The organism is Sandarakinorhabdus sp. (genome assembly GCF_051860625.1).
Lineage (GTDB): Bacteria > Pseudomonadota > Alphaproteobacteria > Sphingomonadales > Sphingomonadaceae > Sandarakinorhabdus.
Genome location: NZ_JBHYDQ010000008.1, coordinates 143022 through 157719 on the forward strand (window position 1 = coordinate 143022; position 14698 = coordinate 157719).

Annotated in this window: 12 protein-coding genes; 9 read left to right on the forward strand and 3 right to left on the reverse strand. The window is 63.7% G+C overall.

The genetic code is table 11. From position 1 onward, the window contains the following. Positions 1 to 107: 107 nt before the first annotated feature. Both leuC and ACTIEZ_RS09605 read left to right on the forward strand, forming a co-directional pair. Positions 108 to 1523, forward strand: coding sequence for a 3-isopropylmalate dehydratase large subunit (gene leuC / locus ACTIEZ_RS09600; RefSeq protein ID WP_439546452.1), 1416 nt, complete (start codon positions 108 to 110; stop codon positions 1521 to 1523). Between the two features lie 140 nt (positions 1524 to 1663). Further along, positions 1664 to 4111 carry a putative bifunctional diguanylate cyclase/phosphodiesterase gene (locus ACTIEZ_RS09605; protein WP_439546453.1) on the forward strand — a complete coding sequence of 816 codons (2448 nt, stop codon included), beginning with the start codon at positions 1664 to 1666 and terminating at the stop codon, positions 4109 to 4111. Between the two features lie 4 nt (positions 4112 to 4115). On the opposite strand, the gene nadB is transcribed toward ACTIEZ_RS09605, so the two are convergent. The 3 genes from nadB to ACTIEZ_RS09620 all read right to left on the reverse strand — a co-directional run bounded on the left by nadB (position 4116) and on the right by ACTIEZ_RS09620 (position 9263). Then, on the reverse strand, positions 4116 to 5732 hold the full coding sequence (gene nadB / locus ACTIEZ_RS09610; protein ID WP_439546454.1) for an L-aspartate oxidase: 1617 nt from the start codon (positions 5730 to 5732) through the stop codon (positions 4116 to 4118). Further along, complete coding sequence (locus tag ACTIEZ_RS09615; protein WP_439546455.1) at positions 5719 to 6660, reverse strand: ABC transporter ATP-binding protein; 942 nt, start codon at positions 6658 to 6660, stop codon at positions 5719 to 5721. The genes nadB and ACTIEZ_RS09615 overlap by 14 nt, the downstream gene beginning before the upstream one ends. Before the next feature lie 269 nt (positions 6661 to 6929). Continuing rightward, the gene (locus ACTIEZ_RS09620) at positions 6930 to 9263 is read right to left on the reverse strand and encodes a TonB-dependent receptor (RefSeq protein WP_439546456.1); all 2334 of its coding nucleotides are present in this window, start codon (positions 9261 to 9263) and stop codon (positions 6930 to 6932) included. 164 nt (positions 9264 to 9427) lie between these two features. Between ACTIEZ_RS09620 and ACTIEZ_RS09625 the strand changes: the two genes are divergently transcribed. The 7 genes from ACTIEZ_RS09625 to ACTIEZ_RS09655 all read left to right on the forward strand — a co-directional run bounded on the left by ACTIEZ_RS09625 (position 9428) and on the right by ACTIEZ_RS09655 (position 14657). Continuing rightward, entirely contained in the window at positions 9428 to 9628 is a 201-nt protein-coding gene (locus ACTIEZ_RS09625; protein WP_439546457.1) for a zinc-finger domain-containing protein, read from the forward strand. 92 nt (positions 9629 to 9720) lie between these two features. Beyond that, complete coding sequence (locus ACTIEZ_RS09630) at positions 9721 to 10650, forward strand: hypothetical protein (RefSeq protein ID WP_439546458.1); 930 nt, start codon at positions 9721 to 9723, stop codon at positions 10648 to 10650. A 57-nt stretch (positions 10651 to 10707) separates the two neighbouring features. Next, positions 10708 to 12141 (forward strand): metalloprotease TldD, encoded by a 1434-nt coding sequence (gene tldD, locus ACTIEZ_RS09635; protein ID WP_439546459.1) that lies wholly within the window; start codon positions 10708 to 10710, stop codon positions 12139 to 12141. Between the two features lie 15 nt (positions 12142 to 12156). Continuing rightward, positions 12157 to 12714, forward strand: coding sequence for a pyridoxamine 5'-phosphate oxidase family protein (locus ACTIEZ_RS09640; protein ID WP_439546460.1), 558 nt, complete (start codon positions 12157 to 12159; stop codon positions 12712 to 12714). After that, positions 12714 to 12917, forward strand: a complete 204-nt coding sequence (locus ACTIEZ_RS09645; RefSeq protein ID WP_439546461.1) for a putative signal transducing protein — start codon at positions 12714 to 12716, stop codon at positions 12915 to 12917. The genes ACTIEZ_RS09640 and ACTIEZ_RS09645 overlap by 1 nt, the downstream gene beginning before the upstream one ends. 83 nt (positions 12918 to 13000) lie before the next feature. Next, positions 13001 to 13339 carry a P-II family nitrogen regulator gene (locus ACTIEZ_RS09650; protein WP_439546462.1) on the forward strand — a complete coding sequence of 113 codons (339 nt, stop codon included), beginning with the start codon at positions 13001 to 13003 and terminating at the stop codon, positions 13337 to 13339. Then, the gene (locus ACTIEZ_RS09655; RefSeq protein ID WP_439546463.1) at positions 13323 to 14657 is read left to right on the forward strand and encodes an ammonium transporter; all 1335 of its coding nucleotides are present in this window, start codon (positions 13323 to 13325) and stop codon (positions 14655 to 14657) included. Before ACTIEZ_RS09650 ends, ACTIEZ_RS09655 begins: the two co-directional genes overlap by 17 nt. Positions 14658 to 14698 lie beyond the last annotated feature (41 nt).

Sequence of the window (14698 nt, forward strand, 5' to 3'; positions counted from 1 at the left end):
ATCGGCCAAAGCGTCAAAACCGAACAGATGGATCACGCCTCCATGCATGCGAATATGCCACATTTGCCGCTGGATTTTGCGCAACGCCATGGGCAAAGCCACATGTCATGACCACGGCTCCGCGCACCCTCTATCAGAAAATCTGGGATGATCATGTTGTCGGCACGCTGGACGACGGCACCGCGCTGATCTTCATCGATCGCCACCTGATCCACGAAGTGACGACCCCGCAGGCGTTCGAAGCGCTGCGGCTGGCTGGTCGCAAGGTGCGGCGCCCTGATCTGACGCTGGCGGTGCCCGATCACAATGTGCCCACGACAGATCGCCGGTTGCCGATCCTCGATCCGATGTCGAAGGCGCAGTTGGCGACGCTTGAGCAGAATTGTGCGGATTTCGGCATCGAGCTTTACGCCATCGATGCGCCGGAACAGGGCATTGTCCACGTCATCGGCCCGGAACAGGGCTTCACCCTGCCAGGCGTGACCCTGGTCTGCGGCGACAGCCATACTGCCACCCATGGCGCTTTCGGGGCGCTGGCCTTTGGCATCGGCACGTCCGAAGTCGAACATGTCTTCGCCACCCAGACGCTGCTGCTGCGCCAGTCGAAGTCGATGGAAGTACGGGTCACCGGGGCGCTGGGTTTTTCGGTGTCGGCCAAGGATGTGGCGCTGGCCGTGTGCGGCGTGCTGGGCTCCGGTGGCGGTGCTGGCCATGTGATCGAATATACCGGTCCGGTGATCGAAGCGCTGTCGATGGAAGGCCGGATGACCTTGTGCAACATGGCCATCGAGGCCGGCGCTCGCGCCGGGCTGGTGGCGCCGGACGCCAAGACCTTTGACTATGTGCAGGGCCGGCCACGTGCGCCGAAGGGGGAGGCCTGGGATCAGGCCATGGCCTGGTGGCAGACGCTCCATACCGATGCCGGCGCGCAATATGATGCCACAATCACCATCGACGGCAGTGCCATTGCGCCGCTGGTAACCTGGGGAACCAGCCCGGAAGATGTGGTGGCAATCACTGGCATGGTGCCCGAACTCGACAGCTTCGCCGATCCCGGCAAGCGCACGGCGGCCGCCAAAAGCCTTGATTACATGGGGTTGGCGCCGGGGATGCGCATGGAGGACGTGGCCGTGGAGCATATCTTCATCGGCAGTTGCACAAACAGCCGCATCGAGGATTTGCGCATTGCTGCCGACGTCGTGAGGGGCCGCCGCGTGGCCAGCACCGTGCGTCAGGCGCTGGTGGTGCCCGGCTCTGGTCTGGTCAAGCGCCAGGCCGAAGCCGAAGGGCTGGACCGCATCTTCACCGAAGCCGGTTTCGAATGGCGTGAGCCGGGCTGTTCGATGTGCCTTGGCATGAACCCGGATCAGGTGCCGGCCGGCGAACGTTGCGCCTCCACGTCGAATCGCAACTTTGTCGGCCGCCAGGGGCCGGGTTCTCGCACCCATTTGCTGTCGCCGGCGATGGCCGCGGCTGCTGCGCTGACCGGTCGCTTGACAGACGTACGCCAGTTGATGCGCTGAACATCACGCAATTGCTAGCAAATTGATAATAATCGCTGCTGCATGACTCGTTGGTGACCGTACAGGTAATCATTTGTAAACGCCTCTTGCCATAAGTTGCGCTCGAATATGTCGACGGGGCATTGGCAACAGCGGTGAAGATGGGTCGGCTTTCAGGTGAGGACGTGCCGGGCTGGCTGACAAGCTTGTCCCGCAGCGTTGTCGCGTGGCTGGCGGCGCTCTTCATGGCATTGGCGCTCGCTACGCCCGTACAGGCGGAACAGCATCAATTGCCATTCCGTCTGGTGGACTGCGCACAGGAAGCGGCGAACTGCCCTGCTCAGGACGGCGATGGCTGGACGTGGTTCTCGGTCGACGCTGGTCTTGTCAAGTCCTTGCCGTCGCCCTGGAATCTGCTTGTCGACAACACGCGCTTCTCGGCGATGCTGGTGCAGGTCGAGCACGAAGGCGGCCTGTATCAGGTGCGGCGCGGCCAATTCGAACTGGCCCAGAATTGGTCGCTTGGCAACAATCTACGGTTTGAAGTGCCGGTGCCTGGTGCCGACGTGACAGCAGTTCGCATCGGCTTCCGCAACATGGACGCCCCCGGCTTGATGCGCTCGGTCAAGGCGATGGATGAAACTGGGCATGAACGCCATGTCCTGGGCTGGACCGTACTTATTGCCCTGGTGATGGGGGTGCTGTTTTCGGCCTTCGCCTATAATGTGTTTTTGCTGACCTGGCTGAAAACCTCATTCCAGCGCTGGTATGTTGTCTGGGTCGCCAGCGCGCTTTGTTACCTGCTGGTCTGGACCGGGGCCATGCTCAATATCCTGCCCTTTCTGGCGGGCCCGGCGAGCGCGCGCACGTCTGTCCTGTTGATTGGTCTGCTGCTGGTATCGGGTGCGGCCTTCTTCTTTGCATTGATCGAAAAGGACAAGCTGCCGTCAAAACTGGTCAATTTTGGTCAGTTGGCCGGGATGCTGGTAGCCATCACGTCGGTGGTCGCGGCGTTCGACATGGTGTTTCCGGCCTGGTTCAGTGATCGCATGCTCAATCTGGCAATGATCAGCGTTACCTTGGCGCTGATCGTGGGCAGTGTGTTTGCCGCGATGCGCGGCAGCCGCGCCATCTGGTTCTACATTGTCGGCTGGGCACCGGCGCTTGCGCTGCTCGGTATGCGCATCGCGCGCAATTTCGACCTGCTGCCGCAGGATGACATCGTGGACAAGGCCGGCTTCGCCGCCATCGGCTGGGAATCCTTGCTGCTCAGCCTGGCGATTGCTGACCGCTTTCGCCAGTTGCGGCGCGATGCCGACGCCGCCGACGCCGAGCGGGAGACATTGCTGCGCTTTGCGACAACCGATCCACTTACCGGCCTTGGCAATCGTGCCTTGTTCCAGAATTTGCTCGAACAACCAGCGCAGCGCAAAGGCGGCATTGACGTCATTGCGATCGACATCGACTATTTGAAACAAACCAATGACATGGCAGGCCATGATGCTGGTGACGCCCTGATCGTGGCAGTTGCCGAACGCCTGGCGGCGGCTGCCGGCCCGCAGGCGACAATCGCGCGCATCGGCGGTGATGAATTCGTGATCCTGCTGGAAGGTGCGGCGCGTGCGCGGCTGTCTGCGGTGCGCCAGATGATTGCCCTGTCGGCCGGCGTGCCGCTGCGCCATGCCGGCTATGATCTCAGCATCTCCATCTGCGCGGGCCATGCCGCCAGCGAGGAACGCGGCGTGCCGATGGCGCGCATCTTCAAGCAGGCCGATCTGGCGATGTATGCCGCGAAGGCCGCAGGACGCGGTTGCTGGCGCAGCTATGATACCAGCATGGCAGACGAGGCGTTCGCCCGCAGCTGCATGATTGCCGAAGCCCGGGCCGGGTTGGCGACCGAGCAATTTCTGCTGCATTATCAGCCCGTGCAGCGGTTTGATGGCGTGGTGGTGGGATATGAGGCCTTGCTGCGCTGGCAGCACCCGCGGCTCGGTCTGCTCGGCCCTACTGATTTTCCGGATGTGATGAAGGAAGCCGCGATTTTACCGAGCCTGCAGTCATGGGTTCTGGACACGGCGCTGGCGCAGGCCGCGCTGCTGCGCTCCGAAGGTGCTGATCTCAGCATGTCGGTGAATTTCGTGACGGGGCAGTTGCAGGGAACCGCTGCTGCCGTGGCCATCCTCGATGATCTCGCCCGCCATCGTGTGCCGCCGCACGCCTTGGTGGTAGAGGTGACGGAGACGGTGGTGATGGGCGGCCTCGGCGGTGCCCTGATCGAGTGTCTGGAGTGTCTGCGCGACGCTGGCGTCCACGTTGCACTTGATGATTTCGGCACCGGTTTTGCCAGCTTGATCCATCTGCGGGAGGTGCCAGCCAATATCGTCAAGATTGACCGCAGCTTCGTGGCCAGCATGGTCGATTCGGTCACCAGCCAGCAGATCGTGCGCGCCCTGGTGGATCTGGCGCACAGCCTGGGCAAGCAGGTTGTGGCCGAAGGCGTCGAAACCGATGGGCAACGGTTGCTGCTGCGACAGATGGGTTGCGATCTGGGTCAGGGGTGGCTGTTTGGTCCACCGGTGGCGCAACCGCTGCAACGCGCTGCCGCCTGAACGATCAGGTTTCGCGGCCCTGCATCGGATCGAGCACGCTGTCTTGCGCCGTACCAGCCAGCGCGGGGTAATCCGTGCTGAAATGCAGCCCCCGGCTTTCCCGGCGGCTGCGGGCTGAACGCACGATCAGATCGGCCACCGTCACCAGATTGCGCAGCTCCACCAGATCGGCTGTTATCCGGAAATTGCCGTAATATTCCTGCACTTCCTTGCGCAGCGTTTTCACCCGGTGGGCAGCGCGGGCCAGCCTTTTGTCGGTGCGCACGATGCCGACATAATCCCACATGGTACGGCGCAGCTCGTCCCAGTTGTGGGCGATCACCACTTCCTCGTCGCTGTCGGTCACCCGGCTTTCATCCCAGGGCTTGATGTCCGGCACCGGCGCCGGGCGGCCTTGCGCCACGATATCGTCTGCCACGGCCTGGCCGAACACCAGGCATTCCAGCAGGCTGTTCGATGCCAGCCGGTTGGCGCCATGCAGGCCGCTCTGCGTCACCTCGCCGGCCGCCCACAGTCCATCCAGATCCGTGCGGCCCTGCAAGTCCACCATCACGCCGCCGCAGCTATAGTGCGCGGCCGGCACCACCGGGATGGGTTGGCTGGTGCAATCGATGTCGAGTTCCAACAGACGGGCATGGATGGTCGGGAAATGTCCCCGCACGAAGTCGGCACCAAGATGAGTCAAATCCAGCAGCACATGCGCCAGGCCAAGGCGCTTCATTTCGGCGTCGATGGCGCGGGCCACGATATCGCGCGGCGCCAGTTCCAGCCGATCATCATAACGGTGCATGAAGCGGCTGCCGTCGGGCAGCTTCAAGTGTCCGCCTTCGCCGCGCGCCGCCTCGGTGATCAGGAAATTGCGCACGGTGGGGTGAAACAGACAGGTCGGGTGGAACTGGTTGAACTCCAGGTTGGAGACCCGGCAGCCCGCGCGCCACGCCATGGCGACACCATCGCCGGTCGCGCCATCGGGATTGGTGGAATAGAGATAGACGCGGCTGGCGCCACCGGTGGCAAGCACGGTGGATGGCGCCAGGATACGCACGACCCGGCGCTTTTGGGTGTCCAGCGCATAGACGCCGTGGCACCGTCGTTCCGGAAAGCGCCGGCCAACAACGTGGCGGTGGGTGATCAGATCAACCGCTGCCATGTGCGGAATCAGGCTGATGTTGGGATGCGCCGCTGCTGCCCGGATCAACGCCTGCGACACCGCCCAGCCCGTTGCATCATCGACATGCACGATGCGGCGATGGCTGTGGCCGCCTTCGCGGGTCAGATGCCAGCGTTCCGAGACGGTCTCGCCGGGATTGAACGGCACGCCCAGCGCGGCCAGCCGATCGATCGCGGCCGACGCATTGCTGGCGACATATTCCACCGCGGCGCGATGGTTCAGGCCGGCGCCGGCGACCATCGTGTCCTCGACATGCGCCGCCACCGTATCGCCGGCATCCAGCACCGCTGCGATGCCGCCTTGCGCCCAGGCTGTCGAACCCGCCGTCAGGTCGCCCTTGGCCAATACCGCCACGCGGCCATGTTCGGCGAGATTGAGCGCCGCCGTCAGGCCGGCTGCACCCGATCCGATCACCAGCGCATCAAATTGCAGGGCTTCAGGCGGCGGCATTTTTGGCTTTTGGGCCACTCGTCAGCTCCAGGAACACATCTTCCAGATCGGCTTCGCGGGTGGAGACATCCACCACACCCAGACCGGCCGCAGACACCATCGCCAGCACGGCGCCCGCATTGGTGCGGCGCTTGTCGAAGGTGATGGCCAGTTGCCGCGGCCCCTTCAGCTCGACCGACTTGCAACTGCCCAGTTCGGGCGGCGCGACCGCAAGATCACGGTCCACCACCAGTTCCAGCACCTTGTCGCCGGTGGTGCCGAGCAATTTGTGGGTCTCGTCATTGGCCACGACCGTGCCGTGATTGATGATGGCAATGCGGTCGCACAGGCTTTCGGCTTCTTCGAGATAATGGGTGGTCAGCACGATGGTGGTGCCGCCCGCATGCAGTTGCCGCACATAATCCCATAGCAACTGGCGCAATTCGATGTCGACCCCGGCGGTGGGTTCATCGAGCACCAGCACCGGCGGCGCGTGCACCAGCGCCTTGGCGACGAGCAGGCGCCGTTTCATGCCACCCGACAGGGTCCGCGAATAGACATGCGCCTTGTCGTCGAGCCGTACGGCCTTCAACAATTCCATCGTCCGCCGCTTGCCGCGCGGCACGCCAAATAGGCCGGCCTGCAATTCCAATGTTTCGAACGGCGTGAAGAAGGCATCGAACACCAGTTCCTGTGGCACGATGCCGATGCTGGCCTTGGCGTTGCGCGGGTGCTCGTCGATATCGAAGCCCCAGATGCGGGCGCTGCCGCCGGTCTTGTTCACCAGCCCGGCCAGGATGTTGATCGTGGTCGATTTGCCGGCACCGTTGGGGCCGAGCAGGCCAAAGATCGAGCCACGCGGAATTTCGAGATCAATGCCGTTCAGTGCGCGCTTGCCGCCGGCATAGACTTTGGTCAGGCCGGAAAGGCGGATGGCGGGCTCGCTCATGTTATCAGGGATAGACGGTGGGGCAGGGCCGGGCAAGGGGCTGGGGGCTGCGGCTTTTGGTGGGGGCTATGTGGCGGGGGCACGGCCGGCGGCGTAGCCGCCGAGTCCGTGCGGCTTGAAGGAAGCAAGAAGAAAGAACGTGGCGAAGCCACGCCGTCGGACGACACACGAAAAGGGCGGCCTGTTGGGGCCGCCCTTTCTGGTCGCCGGCCGATCTTGCCGGAGTCGGAAAATAGCTGCGCTATTTTCCGACTCCGGCTGCGATGCGATCAGAAGCGATACACCGCCTCCACCCCGAACAGCCGCGGCAGGCCGCGAATGAAGGTGGGGATGCCGAAGGCGCCGCCGGTGTTGCCGGCGTCCATCACATATTCCTCGTTGAACAGGTTGTTCGCAAAACCGATGATCTCCCACTTGGCGTCGGGGTGACGGATGCCGGCGCGCAGATTGACCAGCGTGACCGGGCCTTCCGAAATCAACGGGTTGTTGGGGATTTCGAAGAACATCGACGAACGATGGGTGACGGTGGGCGTGGCGAAAAGTTCCAGCTTTTCGCCCACCGGCACGCGCACGGTGCCGCCGATGGAGCCCTGCCATTCGGATTGCAGGCGGAAACGATCGCCAGCGAAGTTGCCGAAGCGCGGATCATCGTTGATGCGCGCATCGATATAGGCGCCGTTGGCGAACAGATTGAGATTGGGCGAGATATTGGCGCTGATCTCTGCTTCGATGCCCTTGTTGGTGGCATCGGCGTTGACGATCAATGCCGGCGCCCCCTGTTGTGGCACGCTGATCTGGAAATCCTTGTACTTCAGGATGTACGCGCCAAGGCTGAAATTGACCTTGCCGAACGAGGCTTTTACGCCGCCTTCGAAATTGTCGATGATCTCGGCCGGGAACACCCGCACGTTCGGCGTCAGCACGCCGCCAGTGCGTCCGGCGGTGACCTGCACCACCGGGGAGCGGCGGCCACGCGAATAGGTGGCATACAGGTTCACATTGTCCGTGGCGCGGAACAGCACGTTGGCACGCGGCAGGAAGGCGTTGAAACGCCCGCGGCCGGTCAGCACCTGGCCGGCGGTGTTGATACCACCCGGAATCAGCGGCGCACGCGTGATGACCGTGTTTGGAATGTTGGTCGAAATGCCGCCCTGGCGGTTTTCGGTCAGCCAACGCCCGCCGACATTGATTTCCAGGCGCGGCGTCGGGATGAAGGTGGCATCGGCGAAGACGCTGAAGGTGTCGATTGTCGCCGAGTTGTTGAACAGTTCGGCGGCGTAAGGCAGCACGGTCGCGGCGCCGCCGGTCAGGATCGCCGTGGCGCGCGCCGCTTCGACCACACCGGTGGCGTTGTTGATGCAGGCAAGGCCCGGCACCAGCCGCGCGGCGCATTGCAGGAAAATGCCTTCTTCAGAACTGAACGGCACACGCTGGAAGCCGGTTTCCCAGAAATAATTGGCACCGAAGAATGCCCGGAAGGTGTCGCTGGTGTAGTTGGTGCGGGCTTCGAAGCTCAGTTGCTCGCCGCGGGCATCCTCGGCAAATTCCAGATACCAGGCCTGGGTACCGTCGGCGTCGAACACTTCAAGGCTGTCGAAGTTGCGATAGCCGGCGATGGCCGTCACGCTCCAGCTGTCGTCGATCTTGTAGCTGCTGGTCAGGTTGAGATCATAGACGTTACGCGTCAGGCTGGGCTGATCGGCGCCCAGCACGGCCAGGCTGACCGGCGAACCCGCGGCTTCCTTGAACGTGAACGGGCTGGTGGTGCCGCCGGTCGGCGCAAAGGTGCCCGACGAGAAGGCCGTGCCCGGCGCGCGCTGGCCATCATAGGTGCCGACCAGATCAAGCGTGAAATCGGCGGTCGGCGTGTAGCGCAGCGACACGCGTGCGCCATATTGGCCCTGGCCGTTCAGATCATCGATGCGCGGACCGTTCGGCGTCTGCGAGCCTGGACGGCCGGCAATGTTTTCGACCACACCGTCGCGCAGCTTGATGGCGCCGGCCACGCGCACAGCGATGATGTCGTTGCCGACGTTGACGTGGCCATCGATCCGGCGCTGATCAAAATTGCCATAGCCGACACGCACTTCGCCGGACGTGCCGGCGCGCGGCTTGGCGGTGATCACCGATACCACACCAACCGCAGCGGCCGTGCCGAACAGCGTCGATTGCGGGCCCTTCACCACTTCGACACGTTCAAGATCATAAAGATCGAAATAGGAACCGCGTGAGCGGGAGACATCGACGCCGTTCAGATACACGGTAACGGCCGGCGCGCCCTGCGACGAGCCGCTGTCCGACGTGATGCCGCGGATCACGAAGCCGGGGTTGTTGGGCGATTGTTCCTGCACATTGAGGCCGGGCACATAGGCCGACAATTGGTCGAACTGGGTCACGCCGATTTCGCGCAGCGACCGCCCGGAATAGGCGGTGATCGTCACCGGCACGTCATTCTGCTTCTGTGCGCTCTTCTGCGCGGTCACCACCAGCTCTTCACCGATGGTTTCGCCAATCGCTGCAGTGGCCTGCTCATCGGCGTCGGCAGCCATCGCGGGCAGGGCAGCAAACAGGCTGGCGCCAGCCAGCAGGAACATATGACGCATTTTCGAAACCCCTTGTTGATGGCAACGCATCTCGGATGGTGCGCTGCAGCACATCGCGGCCTCTGCCGCCGATAGATTGCAAGGTGATTGCAACGATGTGACAAATTCGTTGCACAGGCCTGCGGCATGATGACTTTTGCGGTTGGTGCTGTTACGGCCACACCATGCAATCGACGAACAGCCACGCCCTGCCGCCGCCTGAGGTTTATGTGACCGATGTTGCGCGCATTTGGTGCGATGGCGATGAACGTGGCGGTGACGGCCATCCGCGCGTGTTCATCCAGATTGGCGCGTCGGGCTTTGCCGATTGCGGCTATTGCGATCGACGCTTCATCCTGTCGGGTAGCCCGGCCGACAAGCGTTGATCGGGGCGTTGATCGTGGCGTTGATCGGGGGTCGCGCGGTGGTGGTGCCAAATTTTCGGGCTGCTCCCGCCCTCGCTGCTCCGTCTCTGGCTATGCTCGCTCTGGTTTTTCTGGCAGCGCCAGCCAGTGCCGCCAAGGTGGCAGCCCCGCCGGTGCTGACCCTGCCGGTGGCGGACAATGGCAATCCCTATATGCAGGTTGCCGTGAAGAAGGCGATGCTCAACATCCGCATTGGCCTGTCGTTCGATACCGCGCTGGTGCTCAATCTGGCAGCGGGTGAGCGCGCGGGCCTCAAGCCATTTCCATTGCTCGGCAAGCGCACGGTAAAGAACAGCTTCATTCCCGGCGGCGCCGCGACCGTGCGCTTCAACCTGACCGGGGTGACGCCGGCCGGGCTGCCGAACAAGACCGTGCCGGTGGTGTGGGTGGACAAGCCGGTCGCCGCCGACGCCGATGGCATCTTGACTGTGGGCGCGTTGAAGGCAGACCGGGTCGATATCGTGTTGCGGCCAACGCCGGCCGGCAGCAAGACCTTTGTGCTGGCCAAGAAGGGCACCGGCGAGACCGGAATCAAGACCAGGGTCGGTGACGAGAATGTCGATATCAGCCTGGAATTGAACCATCCGACCACGGTGGCCAATGCCCGCGCCGGGGAGGCGCTGATCAAGGCCGGATTGGTGCAGCGTGCCGCAGCCGTGGATTATTGGCGGCCGTTTCCGGGTGTGGCGCTGCCACTGCAGTCGCTGACGCCGCGAGCAGGCGCGGCATTGCTCGGGCTGCCGTTGCGCACCCTGGGCACCCGCGTGTCCGAAGCCGAAGCGCGCCGCATCGATGCGCGCGCCAAGGGCACTTCGACCGAAAGCGACGATGAAGATACGATCACCGTCACGGCCGGCCGGGAACGCCAGGGGCGAGGCCGCAGCCCGTGGATCCTGATCGGCCGCGATGTCCTGGATGATTGCAGCCGCATCAGCTTCGATCGCGCTGGCAAGCGCTGGGTGTTGACCTGCAAGTTCGATTAGACTGATCGCGTCGCCACACCCCTTTCCCTTTCGGCACGGCTGGCCCATATCTTGGCAATGACCAACACGCCCGATGCCAACACGCTGTTTTATGCCGATACCGGCCTTGATCCCGACCGCACCGCGCGGCTGGTGTCAGACACGCTGAACGGCTGTGACGACGGCGAACTCTATCTGCAATATGCGGTGTCGGAGAGTTTCGCGTTTGATGATGGCCGGCTGAAGGCGGCCAGCTTCGACACGCAGAAGGGCTTTGGCCTGCGCGGTGTCGCCGGCGAGATGACGGCCTTTGCCCACGCCAATGAATTGTCGGAGGCCGCGATCCTGCGGGCGGCCGACACGATCAAGGTGGTGCGCGATGGCCATGGCGGCACGCTGGCATTGGCGCCGCGCCCGACCAATGCCCGGCGCTATACCGACATGAACCCGCTGGCCGGGATCGATTTTTCCGCCAAGGTGGCGTTGATGCAGCGTATCGATGCTGCCGCTCGCGCCCGCAATCCGCAGGTGGTGCAGGTTTCGGCCAGCCTGCTCGGCAGTTGGAGCGTGGTGGAGATCCTGCGCGGTGACGGCAGCCGGGTGCGCGATGTGCGGCCGCTGGTGCGGTTGAATGTGCAGATCGTTGCCGAAAAGAACGGCCGGCGCGAAACCGGATTTCATGGTCTGGGTGGGCGCTATCTGTATGACAGCCTGTTCGAGGATACCGCGTGGGAAGGCGCCATCGATATCGCGTTGGCGCAGGCGCTGACCAATCTCGATGCGGTTGATGCGCCGGCCGGCCAGATGACGGTGGTGCTCGGCCCCGGCTGGCCCGGCATCCTGCTGCACGAGGCCATCGGCCACGGCCTGGAAGGCGATTTCAACCGCAAGGGCACCAGCGCCTTTTCCGGCCGCATCGGCGAACGGGTGGCAGCGCCCGGCGTGACCGTGGTCGATGATGGCAGCATCGATCAGCGCCGCGGCAGCCTGACCGTGGACGATGAAGGCACGCCGACCAGCCGCACTGTGCTGATCGAGGACGGCATATTGAAAGGCTATATGCAGGATCGGCTGAATGCCCGGCTGATGGGCGTTGACCCCACCGGCAATGGCCGCCGCGAATCCTTTGCCCACGCGCCGATGCCGCGCATGACCAACACCTTCATGCTGGGCGGCAGCGAAGACCCCGGCAATATCCTGTCCAGTGTGAAGAAGGGCATTTACGCCAAGAGCTTCGGCGGCGGCCAGGTCGATATCACCAGCGGCAAGTTCGTCTTCACCTGCACCGAAGCCTATGAGATCGAGGGTGGCAAGCTTGGCCGGCCACTGAAAGGCGCGACGCTGATCGGCAACGGTCCCGATGTGCTGACCCGGGTGAAGGCGATCGGCAACGACATGGCGCTGGACGAAGGCGTCGGCATTTGCGGCAAGGGCGGGCAGAGCGTGCCGGCCGGTGTGGGTCAGCCGACGTTGTTGATCGATGGCCTGACCGTTGGCGGCACGGCGGCCTGAAGCGGGGGAGAAAGCATGTCGGAGTTTTTCGATCACATAACGCCCGAACATGCTGATTTCATTGCGCGCCAGCCAGTGTTCTTTGTTGCCACCGCCGCGCCGGACGCCCGCATCAATCTCAGCCCCAAGGGCCTCGACACGTTCCGCGTGCTCGATGGTGGGCGAGCCTGCGCCTATCTCGATTATGGCGGCAGCGGCAACGAAACCCACGCGCATCTCGCCGCCGACGGTCGCATCACCATCATGGTCTGTGCCTTTGACCAGCCAGCCCTGATCTACCGCATCTATGGCCACGGCCACGCCGTATTGCCGCAGGATCAAGCGTGGACCGAACTCGCCAGCCATTTCACCATCGAACGCGGCGTGCGCCAGATCTTCCGCATCGCGGTCGAAAGCACTCAGACCAGTTGCGGCTGGGCCGTGCCGCGCATGCAGTTGGTGGCCGAGCGCCAGACGCTGCGCAAATATCATGTGCAGGATGATCCCGTCGAACGCCTGACCAAATATCAGGAGCGCACCGTTTCCATCGATGGCCTGCCGGTGCGGCCGCCCGCCTTCCTGCCGTACGACTGATGGGCCTGGCCTGCATCGACACGCTGTTTTCGCCCGTCGAAGCTGAAATTGTGCGCTGCCGGTTGGAATCCGCTGGCATCATGGCCGTGCTGTTCGATGCCGGGATCGCCAGCCTGATCGGGCCCGGCGTGTCGGGCATTCGGGTGATGGTCGATGCCGACGATGAGGCACTGGCCCGCGCCGAACTCGCCCGCCCGGTCTGAGCATCGCCTCACCGGCAAACACCCCATATCGGCAGCGCCGCCCCTGCTGCACTTATGCACCGTTCGAAGGGGCCAGAGTGCAGATGAAGCTGATCACGGCGATCATCAAGCCGTTCAAATTGGAAGAAGTGCGCGCGGCCCTGATGGATGGCGGCGTGCAGGGGATGACGGTGACCGAAGTGCGCGGTTTCGGCCGGCAGAAAGGCCAAGCCGAAACCTATCGCAGCGCCGAATATAATTTCAATCTGGTGCCCAAGTTGATGATCGAGATCGTCGTGGAGGATGAAGATGCGGCGCGGCTGGTCGACTGCATCATGCAGGCCGCCCACACCGGCTGCATCGGCGACGGCAAGATTTTCGTGACTGGCATCAGCCAGGCCATTCGCATTCGCACGGGTGAGATGAATGAAACTGCGCTTTGATCTGGCACGGCGGGTTGCCGGCCTGTCCCTGATGTTGATGCCCGCTGTGGCGATGGCGCAAGAAGCGGCGCCAGTCCCCGAAAAGGGCGATACGGCCTGGATGATGGTGTCCACGCTGCTGGTGCTGCTGATGATCCTGCCGGGGCTGCAGTTGTTTTATGGCGGCCTGGTGCGGGCCAAGAACATGTTGTCGATGATGACTCAGGTCGGCGCGGTCACCTGCCTCGTCATGCTGCTGTGGGTGACGTTCGGTTACAGTCTGGCGTTCGGGCCCGACTCCGCCGCGCCGTTGACCCCCTTCATCGCCGGTCTTGATCGCCTGTTCCTGGCCGGCATCACGCCCGACAGCACGGTCGCCACCTTTACCGACGGGATCGTGATCCCCGAATATGTCTTCATCTGTTTCCAGATGACGTTTGCGGCCATCACCGTGTCCATCCTGCTCGGCGCGGTGGTGGAGCGCATGAAATTCAGCGCTGTGCTGCTGTTCACCTTGATCTGGATGCCTTTGGTCTATCTGCCTATCGCCCACATGGTCTGGGCCGGGTCCGGGCTGTTCTTCGCGATGGGCGCGCTGGATTTCGCCGGCGGCACCGTGGTGCATATCAACGCCGGCGTGGCCGCACTGGTCGCTGCGATCGTGGTCGGCAAGCGGCTGGGCTACGCCAAGGATTCGATGGCCCCGCACAGCCTGACGCTCACCCTGGTTGGCACCGGCATGCTGTGGGTCGGCTGGTTCGGCTTCAACGCCGGCTCCGCGCTGGAGGCCAATGGCTCGGCGGCGCTGGCAATGATCAACACCTTCGTTGCCACCGCTGCGGCCGGCCTCGCCTGGCTGGCGCTGGAGGCGTTGGCCGGGCAGCGCCCGTCGGCACTGGGCCTCGCCTCCGGCATTCTCGCCGGCCTGGTCGCGGTCACGCCGGCGGCGGGCAATGCCGGGCCGTTCGGTGCCATCGTCCTGGGCGCCGTTACCGCAGCAGCCTGTTATCTGGCGGTGGCCAGGATCCGGCCGCGCCTGGGCTATGACGATTCCCTCGATGCGTTCGGCATTCACGGCGTCGGCGGCATTATGGGCGCCATCGGCACGGCCATCGTCTATGCGCCGGCGCTGGGTGGCCCCGGCGCCGCAGATTACGACATGATGACCCAGCTCGGTACACAACTGCTGGCGGTGCTCACCACCATCGGCTGGTCGGTGGCCGGCACGCTGGTGGCGCTGTTCATCACCAAGGCCATCACTGGCCTGCGGGTGGCGCCGGATGCCGAGCGCGAGGGCCTCGACCTGGCTGAACATGGTGAGCGGGCGTATAATCTCTGAAATCTTACTGGCATGGCGGCCGAATTGGGTTATCACGCCGC

What these genes read in the sequence shown, in the direction of transcription:
- leuC (WP_439546452.1), top strand. Translation starts at nt 108, where the DNA reads ATGACCACGGCTCCGCGCACCCTCTATCAGAAAATCTGGGATGATCAT.
- ACTIEZ_RS09605 (WP_439546453.1), top strand. Translation starts at nt 1,664, where the DNA reads ATGGGTCGGCTTTCAGGTGAGGACGTGCCGGGCTGGCTGACAAGCTTG.
- nadB (WP_439546454.1), bottom strand. Translation starts at nt 5,732, where the DNA reads ATGCCGCCGCCTGAAGCCCTGCAATTTGATGCGCTGGTGATCGGATCG.
- ACTIEZ_RS09615 (WP_439546455.1), bottom strand. Translation starts at nt 6,660, where the DNA reads ATGAGCGAGCCCGCCATCCGCCTTTCCGGCCTGACCAAAGTCTATGCC.
- ACTIEZ_RS09620 (WP_439546456.1), bottom strand. Translation starts at nt 9,263, where the DNA reads ATGCGTCATATGTTCCTGCTGGCTGGCGCCAGCCTGTTTGCTGCCCTG.
- ACTIEZ_RS09625 (WP_439546457.1), top strand. Translation starts at nt 9,428, where the DNA reads ATGCAATCGACGAACAGCCACGCCCTGCCGCCGCCTGAGGTTTATGTG.
- ACTIEZ_RS09630 (WP_439546458.1), top strand. Translation starts at nt 9,721, where the DNA reads ATGCTCGCTCTGGTTTTTCTGGCAGCGCCAGCCAGTGCCGCCAAGGTG.
- tldD (WP_439546459.1), top strand. Translation starts at nt 10,708, where the DNA reads ATGACCAACACGCCCGATGCCAACACGCTGTTTTATGCCGATACCGGC.
- ACTIEZ_RS09640 (WP_439546460.1), top strand. Translation starts at nt 12,157, where the DNA reads ATGTCGGAGTTTTTCGATCACATAACGCCCGAACATGCTGATTTCATT.
- ACTIEZ_RS09645 (WP_439546461.1), top strand. Translation starts at nt 12,714, where the DNA reads ATGGGCCTGGCCTGCATCGACACGCTGTTTTCGCCCGTCGAAGCTGAA.
- ACTIEZ_RS09650 (WP_439546462.1), top strand. Translation starts at nt 13,001, where the DNA reads ATGAAGCTGATCACGGCGATCATCAAGCCGTTCAAATTGGAAGAAGTG.
- ACTIEZ_RS09655 (WP_439546463.1), top strand. Translation starts at nt 13,323, where the DNA reads ATGAAACTGCGCTTTGATCTGGCACGGCGGGTTGCCGGCCTGTCCCTG.